The 13,941-nt window shown below is 40.9% G+C and carries 15 protein-coding genes and 1 pseudogene; 13 read left to right on the plus strand and 3 right to left on the minus strand.

Annotated elements, in window-relative coordinates:
• Window positions 1–4 precede the first annotated feature (4 nt).
• From lspA to H5154_RS00845, 10 genes and pseudogenes are all read left to right on the plus strand, one after another.
• Window positions 5–505, plus strand: coding sequence for a signal peptidase II (gene lspA, locus H5154_RS00800; protein WP_145237265.1), 501 nt, complete (start codon window positions 5–7; stop codon window positions 503–505).
• Window positions 502–960 (plus strand): FKBP-type peptidyl-prolyl cis-trans isomerase, encoded by a 459-nt coding sequence (gene fkpB / locus H5154_RS00805; RefSeq protein WP_182717082.1) that lies wholly within the window; start codon window positions 502–504, stop codon window positions 958–960. Before lspA ends, fkpB begins: the two co-directional genes overlap by 4 nt.
• Window positions 960–1,889, plus strand: a complete 930-nt coding sequence (gene ispH / locus H5154_RS00810) for a 4-hydroxy-3-methylbut-2-enyl diphosphate reductase (protein WP_182717083.1) — start codon at window positions 960–962, stop codon at window positions 1,887–1,889. Before fkpB ends, ispH begins: the two co-directional genes overlap by 1 nt.
• Window positions 1,890–1,927: 38 nt before the next feature.
• Complete coding sequence (locus H5154_RS00815) at window positions 1,928–2,968, plus strand: sensor histidine kinase (RefSeq protein ID WP_182717084.1); 1,041 nt, start codon at window positions 1,928–1,930, stop codon at window positions 2,966–2,968.
• Window positions 2,965–3,666, plus strand: coding sequence for a LytTR family DNA-binding domain-containing protein (locus tag H5154_RS00820; RefSeq protein ID WP_182717085.1), 702 nt, complete (start codon window positions 2,965–2,967; stop codon window positions 3,664–3,666). Before H5154_RS00815 ends, H5154_RS00820 begins: the two co-directional genes overlap by 4 nt.
• 108 nt (window positions 3,667–3,774) lie before the next feature.
• Window positions 3,775–4,338 carry a type IV pilus modification protein PilV gene (gene pilV, locus H5154_RS00825; RefSeq protein WP_182717086.1) on the plus strand — a complete coding sequence of 188 codons (564 nt, stop codon included), beginning with the start codon at window positions 3,775–3,777 and terminating at the stop codon, window positions 4,336–4,338.
• 1 nt (window position 4,339) lies between these two features.
• Complete coding sequence (locus H5154_RS00830; protein WP_182717087.1) at window positions 4,340–5,335, plus strand: PilW family protein; 996 nt, start codon at window positions 4,340–4,342, stop codon at window positions 5,333–5,335.
• Complete coding sequence (locus H5154_RS00835; protein WP_182717088.1) at window positions 5,323–5,805, plus strand: pilus assembly protein PilX; 483 nt, start codon at window positions 5,323–5,325, stop codon at window positions 5,803–5,805. The genes H5154_RS00830 and H5154_RS00835 overlap by 13 nt, the downstream gene beginning before the upstream one ends.
• Before the next feature lie 12 nt (window positions 5,806–5,817).
• A pseudogene (locus H5154_RS00840) lies at window positions 5,818–9,066 on the plus strand (pilus assembly protein).
• Complete coding sequence (locus H5154_RS00845; protein WP_182717089.1) at window positions 9,053–9,469, plus strand: type IV pilin protein; 417 nt, start codon at window positions 9,053–9,055, stop codon at window positions 9,467–9,469. Before H5154_RS00840 ends, H5154_RS00845 begins: the two are co-directional and overlap by 14 nt.
• 22 nt (window positions 9,470–9,491) lie before the next feature.
• Here the strand turns inward: H5154_RS00845 and H5154_RS00850 are convergent, their stop codons facing one another.
• Together H5154_RS00850 and H5154_RS00855 are read right to left on the minus strand one after the other, a co-directional pair.
• A complete protein-coding gene (locus H5154_RS00850) occupies window positions 9,492–10,025 on the minus strand; it encodes a GspH/FimT family pseudopilin (protein ID WP_182717090.1) in 534 nt (177 codons plus the stop codon).
• Between the two features lie 73 nt (window positions 10,026–10,098).
• Window positions 10,099–10,644 (minus strand): GspH/FimT family pseudopilin, encoded by a 546-nt coding sequence (locus H5154_RS00855; RefSeq protein ID WP_182717091.1) that lies wholly within the window; start codon window positions 10,642–10,644, stop codon window positions 10,099–10,101.
• A 192-nt stretch (window positions 10,645–10,836) separates the two neighbouring features.
• On the opposite strand from H5154_RS00855, the gene glnB reads away from it, so the two are divergent.
• Window positions 10,837–11,175, plus strand: coding sequence for a nitrogen regulatory protein P-II (gene glnB / locus H5154_RS00860; protein ID WP_145237227.1), 339 nt, complete (start codon window positions 10,837–10,839; stop codon window positions 11,173–11,175).
• An 82-nt stretch (window positions 11,176–11,257) separates the two neighbouring features.
• On the opposite strand, the gene H5154_RS00865 is transcribed toward glnB, so the two are convergent.
• A complete protein-coding gene (locus tag H5154_RS00865) occupies window positions 11,258–12,019 on the minus strand; it encodes an outer membrane protein assembly factor BamD (RefSeq protein ID WP_149980797.1) in 762 nt (253 codons plus the stop codon).
• Window positions 12,020–12,160: 141 nt separating this feature from the next.
• Between H5154_RS00865 and rluD the strand changes: the two genes are divergently transcribed.
• Together rluD and pgeF are read left to right on the plus strand one after the other, a co-directional pair.
• A complete protein-coding gene (gene rluD, locus H5154_RS00870) occupies window positions 12,161–13,138 on the plus strand; it encodes a 23S rRNA pseudouridine(1911/1915/1917) synthase RluD (RefSeq protein ID WP_145237221.1) in 978 nt (325 codons plus the stop codon).
• Window positions 13,139–13,147: 9 nt separating this feature from the next.
• Window positions 13,148–13,873 carry a peptidoglycan editing factor PgeF gene (pgeF, locus tag H5154_RS00875; RefSeq protein WP_145237218.1) on the plus strand — a complete coding sequence of 242 codons (726 nt, stop codon included), beginning with the start codon at window positions 13,148–13,150 and terminating at the stop codon, window positions 13,871–13,873.
• Window positions 13,874–13,941 lie beyond the last annotated feature (68 nt).

Here is a 13,941-nt window from a genome sequence, read left to right on the forward strand (position 1 = left end):
GGAAGTGAGCAAACTAGCCCAAAAAAGTGGTTTAGTGTGGCTTTGGTTAAGTTTGCTACTTTTAGTAGCAGACTTTGCCAGTAAAACACTGGTTGTTAAAACCATGAATTTACGCGAATCAATTGATATATTGCCATTTTTCAATCTAACCTATGTGCATAACTATGGCGCAGCTTTTAGTTTTTTAAGTGAAGCGGGTGGTTGGCAACGTTGGTTTTTAAGCGTTATTGCTATTTCAATCAGCGTATTATTGATCTGGTGGCTAAAACGTTTACCCGCCACTAATAAAATTTTATGCAGTGCTTATTCGTTAGTATTAGCGGGCGCAATTGGCAATTTATATGACCGTATCAGCCATGGTTATGTGATTGACTTTTTACACTTTTATTATGAAAGCTGGAATTTTCCTGCGTTCAATATTGCCGACAGTGCGATTTGTATTGGTGCCGCATTATTATTATTTGATGCCTTTACTGGCGAAAGTCCTAAGGAGCAAAAAGCATGAGCCAAGCAGTTATAGGTGAAAAATCAGAGGTTATTTTTCATTTCTCAATTAAGCTATCGGATGGCTCTGCGGCAGATTCAACCAAAGTGCATAATAAGCCTGCAAAATTAACTATGGGTGATGGTAGTCTAACGGCTAACTTTGAAAAATGCTTATTTGGTTTAGCGTCTGGAGACAGCAAGTCATTTGAACTTGAGCCTGAAGATGCTTTTGGTCAACCAAACCCAGATAATATTTACTATGTAGACCGTAGTAAGTTTGGCCCAGAAACGCCGGCAAAAATTGGCTCTATTATTGCGTTTACTCAACCTGATGGTACCGAATTACCAGGAGTTGTTCGTGAAGTGCAGGGGGAGTCTGTGACCATCGATTTTAATCATCCGCTTGCAGGTCAACGTTTAACTTTTGAAGTTGATATTTTAGAGGTTACCGATATTGCTAAGGTAAGTAACTAATGGAAATTTTATTGGCAAATCCGCGCGGTTTTTGTGCGGGAGTCGACCGCGCGATTAGTATCGTTGAACGTGCGTTAGATATCTTTGAAAAACCGATCTATGTGCGCCATGAAGTTGTCCATAACCGCTACGTGGTAGATGGTTTGAAAAGACGTGGTGCGGTGTTTGTTGAAGAATTGGATCAAGTGCCAGACGACAGCATTGTTATTTTTAGTGCCCATGGCGTGTCACAAGCTGTACGCAGTGAAGCTAAGCGTCGAGATTTAAAAGTATTTGATGCAACATGTCCATTGGTCACTAAAGTGCATATGGAAGTGACCCGCGCTAGTCGTAAAGGTATCGAGTGTATTTTAATTGGTCATCATGGTCACCCTGAAGTTGAAGGCACCATGGGGCAATACGATAACGCTAAAGGTGGTATTTATTTAGTTGAAACGCCTGAAGATGTTGCCAAACTAAACGTGAAAAATCCAAATAACTTATTTTATTGTAGCCAAACTACATTATCGGTAGATGATACCGCAGATGTTATAGATGGCTTAAGAAGTAAGTTTCCAGCGATTGATGGCCCACGTAAAGACGATATTTGTTACGCCACACAAAATCGCCAAGATGCGGTACGTGACTTAGCTGATAAAGTAGATGTGTTATTAGTTGTTGGTGCTAAAAATAGCTCAAATTCAAATCGGTTACGTGAACTTGCTGATAAAATGGGTACTGTTGCTTACTTAATTGATGACGCCAGTAATGTTGAAGATCAATGGTTTACTAATGTCAATGCGGTTGGTGTTACCGCGGGTGCATCAGCCCCTGAAGTGCTTGTACAACAAGTGATTAACCGCCTTAAAGAATTAGGCGGTAAACAGGTTATTGAAAACCCAGGCGAAGTAGAAAATATCGTATTTGCTGTACCCGTTGAGCTACGCTAACCTTAGCGTACTGACAGGACATTTTTAAGGAGCGCGCAATGAGCAAGTCGGTGCAAACCAATACTTTGCTTTTTGCGGCGCTGTTTAAAGAACGCGGCGTACTTGCTACTTTAGTCGTTGCGCAAGTTATCGCCACTATACTAGCTTTCGCTCCTGCAACTGCGGATGATATTTGGATCCGCCTCGGCGGGATCAGCCTGTTTTTACATCTCACATTTTTGTCTAGTCTAACTTGGCTTTACTTACTACGTAAACCACTTGCATACTTGAGTCAGCCTTGGCAATTAAGTGCTTTAATGGCTTCATTACTACTTACAACGGCGGTTTTCAGCGGATTGTTAGTGGCCTATGGAGGCGACTTTATTGCACAACAACATACTTATCAGTTTATTTTAAGAAACTTATTAGTCGCTTTTTTAGTCACCGCATTATTTATTCAATTTTTAACTATTCATTTTGAAAAAGACCAGCAAACTAATGCGTTGGCTCGCGCAGAGCTAGATGCCTTACAGGCACGTATTCGTCCGCATTTTTTATACAACAGCCTCAATACCGCAGCGGAGCTTACACATTATGATCCTCAAGCTGCAGAGCAAGCGATTTTAGCGCTCGCGGCATTATCTCAAGCGGCAATGCGAGTGGGGAAAGAGACTGCACTAAGTGATGAAATAGCACTGACTCAGCAATATATTGCGCTTGAAAGTTGGCGGTTTGCTGATCGTTTACAAGTCAACTGGCAATTACCGGAGCAATTGCCAGAGATAACTATTCCGTGCTTAACATTACAACCACTGCTAGAGAATGCTGTTTGTCACGGTGTTGAGCCTTCATTGACTGGCGCTATAATTTATGTCGAGTTACATATTAGTAAACGCTCGTTAGTCATTTTAGTTGAAAACCCAATCTCGTCGCAGCAGCAAAAACGCTCAGGAAATGGTATGGCACTGAATAATATTCGCCAGCGGTTAGATCTTTATTATCAAGGTCATGCAAAGCTGACAATGACAACACGAGGTGATATTTTTCGGGTCAAGTTAGTGCTGCCCCTGGCTATTAATAATGCCAAGGAGCAAGCATGAAGGTACTCATAGTTGATGATGAGCCATTAGCACGTGCTCGCTTACAGCGATTACTTGCTCATTACCCAGACTATAACCATGCAGCACAAGCAAGTAATGGCAACGAGGCTTTGCAACAAGTGAAGCTGCAGGCTCCTGATATTGTATTTCTGGATGTTGATATGCCTGCTATGAGCGGTTTAGAAGTTGCAACACAATTGAATAAGTTGTCTGTCCCTCCAGCTATTATTTTCGTCACCGCTCATCCTGAGCATGCCTTAGAAGCATTGCAACTCAGTGCTGCGGGTTATTTAGTAAAACCTGTGACGGAGCAAAATTTAGCAAAAGCAATAGATCAACTAGGCCGTTTAACGCGCGCCCATCTACAAAAGCAACGTCCAGCGGCAATCAGTTATCAACTTGCAGGCGTGACCAGAAGTGTGGCGTTAGCAGAGGTATGTTATGTGATAGCGGAAGATAAATACACGCGTTTGATATTCACTCACGGCGAAGCACTGCTTGATCAAAGCTTAAAGCAACTTGAGCAAGAATATCCCACCCAGTTATTACGCATCCATCGTAAAATATTAATTAATAAATCGCGCTTAGTTGCGTTAAAAAAAGCGGGTGATGGCAGCCATGTGGTTGCACTAAGCGACTGTAGCTGCTTATTACCGGTAAGCCGACGAGCTTATAAAACCGTTAAAGATCATCTCTAAAGCTAGTTAACCATTCATCAACAAATATAACCGTTCATCCTTAGCATTGTTGTATATACACAGTGTTCGCATATGCTTATAGTCAGATTGTTTTATATTAGGTGTGTTATGAGAGTCACCAATTCGTCATCACAACGAGGCTTTACCTTAGTTGAGGTATTAATCGCGTTTGTGATCCTAAGCTTTGGCTTACTCGGTGCAGTAGCATTACAAGCAAAAGCAAAACAGGCCAGCTTTGATTCTATGCAGCGCGCTGCTGCTGTGGCCCTAGGTAATGATATGATCCAGCGAATGCGTGCCAATGACAGAGTAGGGGTGATCACTCAATACAATGGCACATTTAACAGTGATACGCCGCTGCAACAGTCTCGAACTTGCTATACCAACACTTGTAACTCAGGGCAAATTGCTGCACTCGATCGCCAGCAATGGATCCGTGCAATTCAGGCACGTGAAAATACGGGAGCTTTGGATGATGCAACTGTGTGTATCAATAATCAACGCGATGCCGCAAGTGGTAGTAACGCATACACCCTCCAAGTGGTGATCAGCTGGGAAGGACGTCAAGAGTTTACCGCTATTGGCGATACAGCAGCTATAAAGTGCGGTGCGGCAAATAATAAGCGCAGGGTAGTCGTATTAAATAGCTTTTTGTATCTAAGGACCTCGTGAAATGAAACAGCAAGGCTTTACTTTAGTTGAGATGATGGTGGCATTGTTTATCGGTGGACTTGTGCTAGGTGGGGTGATGTTCACTTACATTAGTATGAAAGTAACAACACGTGACACTATGACGATTGGTGAGCTACAAGAAACTGGCCGCTTAGCTTTGAGTATTATGCAGCGTGATATAGAACAAATAGGTTTTTGGGGTACGTTTTACGAAGATTCATTTTCAGTTGATAATACTGTGATTGCTAAAAGTGCGGGTAATCCAGCCGGAGATTGTACACAAGGGCTTAATAATAATAGCTTCCCAGATAATACAGTAAACAGTAACTTCCGTTTAGTGTATGCAATCGAATCAACGGGGGGATCGCAATTAAACTGCATCCCTAATTCAAACGAAAATTCAGATATTCTACAGATTAAATTTTTAGAAGGGTTGGAAATAGACCCAGCAGGTAATAACAATAATAATGATAATTATTATTTTATTGCAGAGCAAGAGTGGGGAGAATTTACACGAGGCCCTGCAAATCCAGATAATCCAAATGCGACTGTTTGGAGATATCGTCACCATGCCTATTACATCGACGAACAAACTTACCAGTTAAACGGCAGAGATTTAACAATTCCCGTTTTGAGACGCAAACGACTGACCCCAAATGGAGGAATGGTCACAGAGACTATAATGGAAGGAGTCGAGAATATGCGCTTTTTATTCGGTTTAGATACTAATGCCGACGCTCGAGTGGATACATATAGAGATGTAAATAGTATGACCGCGGCTAATTGGGAAGATCGCCGTGGTATCTTAACCGTACAAGTGTTTATTTTAGTGCGGGCACTGCAGCCTGATGCGAGTTTAAATCAACTGAATCAAACATATACATTAGGTGAAGATGCCAACCAACGTGTTTTAGAGTTTAATGATCAATTTCGTCGCGCATTATTTACCACCACGATCCGCTTAAATAACATAGGGGCTAGTCAATGGCGTATTTAAAATTAGCCTCAAAGCAACAAGGCGTAGTCTTAATTGTTGCATTAATTATGGTGGTGGCAGTTACAGGAATAGCAGTAACGTTAATGAGCAGTGCAAGTGTGGATATTAAAATTACCAATGCAGCGTTTGAACGTGAAGAAGCCGAAAATATCTTGATGGGCAATGTACAAAAGGTAATTGCGACAGAGGCTGCAGCAGATGGAGCAAGTAAATTACTTTACACCCAAGCTCAGTTACCTGACGGAACAATTGCCTTGACCACGATAGGTGATACAGAAAGTGAATTAAGTAATCTTAATGATGGCGCGCTCGATTTGCCCTGCCCACGAGACTACAAGTATACCGCAGGCGTTTCTTGCAATATGGTGCAAATCAATTCAACGATTACCTATGGCTCTAAAAGTAAGCATACATTAACAGTTACCACTGGGATTGCTCAGCAAATGGCAAGCCTTAACACTGGCGGCTAAGCGAGATGAATTATGAAAGTTAAATACCTAGTTATAAAATCGTTATTTGCCATTTTGGCATGCACGAGCAACTTTAGTCATGCTGAAGATATCGAGTTATATGTAAACCATAATGTTGAAATTGAAGAAAAACCTCGCGTTTTATTCGTTTTTGATACCTCTGGAAGCATGGCGTGGGATGTGACCGATGGTGGGCAGTGTTACCAGGCTGATAACAGAGGCTACGCTTACGAAGCTGACTGTTTTGAAAGTAAACCTAATTATAGTTTAACTAAACAATGCTACCGTTGGAGACCAGGTGTTGGATATGTTGCTAATTGCCAAGATAGCCGTTTAAATGTTGCTAGAAATGCGATTACTCAATTAGTTAGCGACAATGATGATATTGAATTTGGTTTAATGCGTTTTAATGGCAGTGATGGTGGGTATATTTTAGCCAAGGTTGGCTCAACCAAAAAAACTCTGCTTGATGAAATAGCGGCACTACCCGCCAGTGGTGCAACGCCTCTAACTGAAACGCTGTGGGAAGCGTATTTATATATTTCAGGAAAGAATGTTGATTACGCTAAAAATATTAACAGCCGTGATAAAACCGCTGATAGTAATGGAGTGTATAAATCACTTTTTGCACCTATAAGCGGAGAGCCATTACGTTGTGATAACAGTGTCAATATTATTTTGATGACTGATGGTGATCCAAGTAATGACACAAACCGCAATAATAGTATTAAAAATTTGCATAATGATTACTTTAAAGACGATCCCCCAGTGGTCAGCAACAGTTACTTAACTGTACTTGCAAAAGTGATTAGCGGTACAAAAGATATTGAAGTTGACTTATACACTAAAACGACCGAAATTCGTGAGTTTGGTCGGATCTTCCCAATTGGCTTTGGTACAGGAATGAGTGATTCAGGAAAGAATCTATTGGCTCAAGCAGCGACATATGGTGGTGGGCAATATCTGCATGCTGATACTGCTGAGCAACTCTCGGAAGCACTAAAAAATACCATCACACGTATTAGGGAAGTGAACGATACGTTTACTTCTCCATCAGTTGCCAGTAATAACGTTGATCAAACTCGAAGTCGCGACTCTATATATTACGCGATGTTTTACCCGGATGGTGGAGCGCGTTGGCGCGGAAATCTAAAAAAGCTTAAAGTTTCTGGCACACAAATTGTGGATTCAGCAGATAAGCAAGCGTTGAATTCAGATGGTCTAATAGATAAAGATGCTCGCACATTTTGGTTACCAACAACGGCTAGCCCAGATGGTAACTCGGTAGAAAATGGCGGCGTAAATTTAATGCTCTCAACCACTGCAAACAGTGGTCGAAAGCTACTTACTGATGCAGGAACCGGTGGTCTTGTTGAATTCACTAAGGCAAAGGTGTCAGCAGCTTACGGCAGTGATGCCAATGCGGCAAGTGCATTTGGGGTGAGTCAAAATGAGCTTCAAAGCACCATTGATTGGGCTCGTGGTATTGATGTTGATAATGAAGACAATGACTCTTCATCAAGTGATCAGCGGGTAGATATTTTTGGTGATCCATTGCACTCAAAGCCTGTCACAATCGATTACGGTAACGATGATGTGCGTATTTTAATAGGTACAAATGCTGGCTTCTTACACATGTTTAAAGATGCTGGCAGTACCGTAAGTGAAAGTTGGGCATTTATACCTAGTAGTGTTTATAAAATTATTGATCCAATTCGTAAAAATCAAGCCGATACTAAAAAGTATGGTATTGATGGTCCAATCACAATTTATTTTGATGACGCGAATCGTGATGGTGTTGTCAATGGCAGTGATCGCGTATGGGCATTCTTTGGGATGCGTCGAGGTGGTAATAACTATTATGGCTTAGACATTACTAACCCTAATGCACCGAGCTTAAAGTGGATAATTCAAGGTGGAAGTGGTGATTTTAAGGAATTAGCGCAAACATGGTCGGCACCAACAGTCTCTTTTGTGAAAGCTTTTGGTAATGATCCTGTGCTTATATTTGGTGCAGGCTATGACACTAATAAAGATACAGTCATACTTGGTGAAGATAGCAAGGGTCGTGGTATTTATATCGTTAACGCATCGAATGGTAATTTATTGTGGGAATTAACGCCAACAAAAGGTTTTAAAGGTAAAAATAGTATTGCAGCAACTGTCACTACCCTTGATTCTGATTATGATGGCTATGTTGATCGTATTTATGCGGCAGATACAGGTGGCAGTGTTTGGCGTGTCGATATGCCAAGCGATACAAAAAGTGATTGGACTCATTTTGAATTGGCTAAGTTAAGTGGTTTAACTAACGCGTTAGATAGACGCTTCTTCTATAAACCAATGGTTGCTCGTACTATGTATAGTAAAGTGACGAATACACGGGTTAATGGGACAAATATTGTTACACGAAAAGATACCCCTTTTGATGCAGTGTTACTTGGTAGCGGAAACCGTTCAAACCCAGTAGGCACAACAACACTTGATCAACTGTATATGGTGCGAGATACAAATACCTTAACTAAGTCATTTAAAGGCACTGATATACCTGCAACTATTACAGTGGATGATTTAATGAATGTAAATGAGGATCCTTTTGGTAATACGCTGGATGATATTGATGAGTTTACTAAAAAAGAAATTGAATTAAGCCGTGAGAGTGGTTGGTATTACGACTTACCAGCAAATGGTGAAAAATCGCTTGCAGCGGCCACTGTTGTTGGAGGCGTCGCTTATTTCACAAGCTATACACCAGCATCAGCTACTGAAACTGTAAATCAGTGTTCACTAACCGGTGGGTCAGGTTCTTTATATGCGTTTCATTTACACTATGGTACCAAAGTATATGATCAACTAAGTTGTGTAACCAGCAATGATGTCCCAGATACGACGCAACTTTATTTCGGTAGTCTAGTAGTTTGAGTCGATGCAAGTACTTGTGATGACGATGACAACGCAGACAACCCAGACAACCCAAACAACCCAAACATCCCAGACATCCCAAACAACCCAGATCATCCGACAGAGACGAGGAAACAAAATATCAGTCAGTTCTTAATGATAGGGCCAGGGATAAAAGCCACAGATAGTAATGATCTTAGTGCACAGAACCCATTCATCCCAAAAGAGATTCTTGGGCCTGGTATTTCATTTGATAAAGATGGCAATATCAAGTTAGTTAATGATGCTGTGCCAATTGGTTTTGGTTTTAAAACACAACAAACCTTTATTTATAAGCGAGAAGTAAATGACAACAATTAAACAACTAGGATTTACGTTAATTGAGCTGATGATCACCGTCGCAATATTAGGAATTATTGCGTCAATTGCGTTACCAAGCTACTTTGAGCATGTTAAACGTACTGCGCGTACAGAAGCGATAACATCGCTTCTTGATGCCGCGAATAGACAAGAACAGTTTTTTGTAGATAATCGTCAATACACGACTAATTTAGATAACATCGGCGTTGTAACACCAACAGAGCACGGTTTTTACACAATTAAGGCTGACGTTGATAATGATGCAGGAACGTTTAGTTTCACTGCAACACCAGTTGCGGGGCCGCCACTGCAGGATGAAGATTGTAAGACGTTTACAATCGATGATGCAGGGTTAAAAACTGCAACGCCGAAAGCGAATTCTGCAATGTGCTGGGGGAAATAATCCTAAGTTAAATATAAAATAGCTACTCCTGGCACTTAGAAGTACTTTTAACTTTTGTTCTTCCGGTGTAACTAATTGATATTGCCAGCCCTGCAAAGCTTGCTTCTTTATAGGCAGGGCAGTAAGTAAAGGTACCGTTATGAAGCCCCATTGGGGTACCATCATAACGAAAAGTGATAAAAGGTCGTGGGTAGGTCAACATGTCTTGTGGGTGCGTAGGCTCGATATAAAATAAAGTTTGATCGTTACCATCAAATACACCTAACTCATTTGTATCAGTAAATACGGTTAGTTGCTTGTGCCAATTATCGTTATAACATTGATTGTTTTTCAGCGCACAAAGCGTCACATTGGCACTATAAGATATTGCATTTAAACGGGACAAGTTAATAGCTCGGTTTACTTTAGCGATGTGATTATCTAAGCGGTTGTTTATTAGTAAAGGCTGATAATTAAATAAAATAAAATGACACATCACAGACATAATGCTCAATGCCACCATAGTTTCAACTAACGTTGTTCCCTTTAAGATAACTGCGCTTTGTATGCTGTTCATCCATGAAGCACTCAGTAATAGCTAATTACTTAAGATTAGTTGACCCTAAATTAGATGCAAGGTTGATTGGCATTTAATCGCAAGTGTTTTTAGTATCTCCATAGTATAAAGCTGTGCCAGAGACACTTACTTCCATTGCTTTATTGTTTTTATTGTCTTTATTAGGGCAGTAGGTAAAAATGCCGGGGTTTGTGGTGACACGGCCGCTGGCATCAAATATTAATGAATTATCACCGGTAAACGTAAATTGACTATTATCGGGTATTTCAGACATCACCCTGAGTATTTTGTCCCCTATACGCGGGTTATGAATGCCATTACCATTATTATCATAAAAGACGATGATCGAGCCTTCACTCCAATCATTTAAACATGTCACTCTTTGGTCATTTTCAATTCTAGAAGTTTCGCCACTACATACCACGATGAGTGAATCTGTGCTGGTTGCTTTTGCACGGGCAAAGTTGATGTTTCGCTTTAACTCAAGTAAATAGTTTTCAGCGCGGTTATTCTCTAGCATATCACTGCTATCCCATAAAGCTATCGTAGCCACAATACCGACTATTGCAATGGTGACCATTAGCTCTAATAGCGTAAAACCACGTTGTATTTTTTTCATATCTACCTCTAAATACTCAGGGACTCACTCAAACGTGATGCTAACGACTTATATTTTAAGTATAGTTGCTAGGTTTTTAATAATCATACCATTGTTGTTGATTAAATCACCGTAATTCAATTGCTTTGTTTGCTATGAACTGCAGGATTGTCTAAAATCGACTCAAACAGAATTTAAAAGTAGCAACAATTAATGAAAAAAATAGAAGCAATAATTAAACCATTTAAACTTGATGATGTTCGTGAAGCGTTGTCTGATGTCGGTATTACTGGCATGACCGTCAGTGAAGTGAAAGGTTTTGGCCGTCAAAAAGGGCATACTGAGTTATATCGTGGAGCTGAATACATGGTTGATTTTTTACCAAAAGTAAAACTTGATATTGTCCTTGGTGATGACGATGTTGACCGTGCTATTGAAGTGATCGTTAAAACAGCACAAACAGGTAAAATTGGCGATGGTAAGATTTTCGTCACTGACGTTGAGCGTGTGGTACGTATTCGTACTGCTGAAGAAGATGAAGACGCGATTTAATTTATTATCTGAGATTAAAAGTCAGACATAAAAAAGGCGCTACTTATAAACAATCAGTAGCGCCTTTTTTGTATATGTTAATTTATTTCTTTTTATTTAACTCACGGGTCATTTTAGCGTGTTTACTTAATTCTGGTAAACCAAGCTTGTTGTAGCTTTTTTCCATCATTTCCAGTGCATTATCTAAGTAACTACTTTGAGAATAATGCTCTACGACATATTTACCGCGATTTGCTGCTGCTAAGTAAGCTTCACGTTCATAGTAGTAATCAGCAACTTTCAACTCGTAACGTGCCATTTTGTTGAGTAACCAAACTAAACGTCTTTTTGCTTCAGGGGCATAGCCACTGTCAGGAAAGCGGTTAACTAAAGTTGATAAATCAGTAAAAGCAACACGGGTACGATTAGCATCACGGTCGGCTCTATCAACACCAAAATACTCTTGGAATGCGTTTTTATCGGCTTTAATATTTACTAAACCACGCATGTAGTACATATAGTCTAAATCTTTGTGGTTTGGATTTAGGCGAATAAAACGGTCAATTGTTGCAAGCGCTTGTTCAGTATTACCCGCTTGGTAATGGGCGTAGACTAAATCCATTTGTACTTGTTTTGACATAGGCCCAAACGGATAGCGTGAATCAATCGCACTCAAAAGCTCAATTGCACGCGCGTACAAGCCTGAATCAAGTGTTTGTTTGGCATCATCATACAACGCTTGCGCTGATTTATTAGGAACGCGTTGGATATCTTCTGCATCAGGTGCTGACGAACAGGCACCTAAACCAAGTAATGAAACTGTAAAAACAATGGCGAATGCACGTTTCCCTATTCTATTTATCATTTTATTTGTTACCTTCGATGTCTTCGGCTAGGCCAAGTGGGTAAAACCGAGTAAACTATGCTTATTATATAATGCTTTTATTAAAAGCGATTCTAACCCAGTCGAGCACAGCTTGCACTGGTAAATTGGGTAAAGTTACTAATGTCAGAGCAAATTTCTCTTCAAGCCGAGGTGCCAACTGAGTTAGGCGGTAAACGTCTAGACCAAGTATTGGCGCAATTGTTCCCTGATTATTCACGTTCACGTATAAAAACGTGGATTTTGGATGATAAAATCACCGTGGATGGTGAAATTTTAAACACCCCGAGAGAAAAACTCTTTGGTGGTGAAACGGTCAATGTTGAAACTAGCATTGAAGCCCCACGTGAATATCTAGCGCAAGATATCAAATTAAACATCGTTTATGAAGATGATGATATTTTGGTTATCAACAAACCTATGGGTTTAGTTGTGCACCCTGGTGCCGGTAATCCTGATGGCACAGTGCTCAATGCATTGTTGCATCATTATCCAGATATCATTAATGTTCCGCGCGCAGGTATTGTGCATCGTCTAGATAAAGATACTACCGGTTTGATGGTGGTAGCTAAAACAATTCAGGCGCAAACACATTTAGTTAAAGCATTACAAAAGCGTGAAAATTTCACGCGTGAATATGAAGCAATTTGTAATGGCACAATGACAGCGGGTGGCATGGTTGAAAAACCAATTGGCCGCCATCCTACGCAGCGTACACACATGGCTGTGCATGAGCAGGGCAAACCAGCAATTACGCATTTTCGAGTTGCTGAAAAATTCCGTGCGCATACGCGATTACGTCTTCGTTTAGAAACTGGCCGAACTCACCAAATTCGTGTGCATATGGCATTTATTAATCATCCATTGATTGGTGATAAAGCCTATGGCGGTCGTCCACGTCCACCAAAAGGCGCAACACCTGAATTGTTCCAAATGTTACGTGAATTTAATCGTCAAGCATTGCACGCGGTAAAGCTAAGTATCGCACACCCAATTACGGGTGAAATGATGACTTGGCAGGCGCCAATTCCTGATGACATGGTTGCCATGACGCACGTACTTCGTGAAGACACCAAAGCTAATCCAAATATCGATTTTTAAGCTGCTTTAATGCTTTATCCTAATTGGACAGCGCCAACCAATGTAGGTGCTCTCAGTACAACTCGTCAGGGCGGTGTATCGCATGCGCCTTTTATGAGTTTAAACTTAGGCCTACATGTGGGCGATGATCAGCAAGCGGTATTAACGAATCGCGCACTTTTAGCTGCTCAGCTTCCTAAAGCACCGGTGTGGCTTAATCAGATCCATAGCAGTGAAGTCGTTGTTGTGGATGAGTATTTTGACCCACAGGCTAATTATGATGCGGATGCGCTGTATACCCGATTAAAAAATCAACCACTGGCAATTATGACAGCAGATTGCTTGCCGGTTTTACTTACCAGTGAAAGTGGTGATGAGGTGGCTGCTATTCATGGTGGCTGGCGCGGTTTGCATGCGGGTATTATCGCTAATACTTTGCGTCACTTTAGCAGCCCTGCAGAACAAATTATAGCGTGGTTAGGTCCTGCCATAGGTGCTGCAAAGTTTGAGGTTGGCAGTGAAGTAAAAGCGCTTTTCTGTGAACAATCAGCATCTCATCACACTGCATTTGTGGCGCAGGCGGATGGTAAATATTTAGCGGATATTTATCTGCTCGCAACCACACAGCTTATTAATCTAGGCATAAGAAATATTAGTGGTGGTGAGTACTGTACAGTTAGCAATAGCGAACAATTCTTCTCATACCGTCGAGATGGTCAAACAGGCCGTATGGCTTCTTTGATCTGGCGCAAGTAATAGTCTATTCAGTGAGTATATTTTCTCCTAAGCCTTGATCAAAGTGCCGAGCATACCCATTAATTAAG

It is taken from the genome of Pseudoalteromonas sp. SR44-5, assembly GCF_014163675.1.
GTDB lineage: Bacteria > Pseudomonadota > Gammaproteobacteria > Enterobacterales > Alteromonadaceae > Pseudoalteromonas > Pseudoalteromonas rhizosphaerae.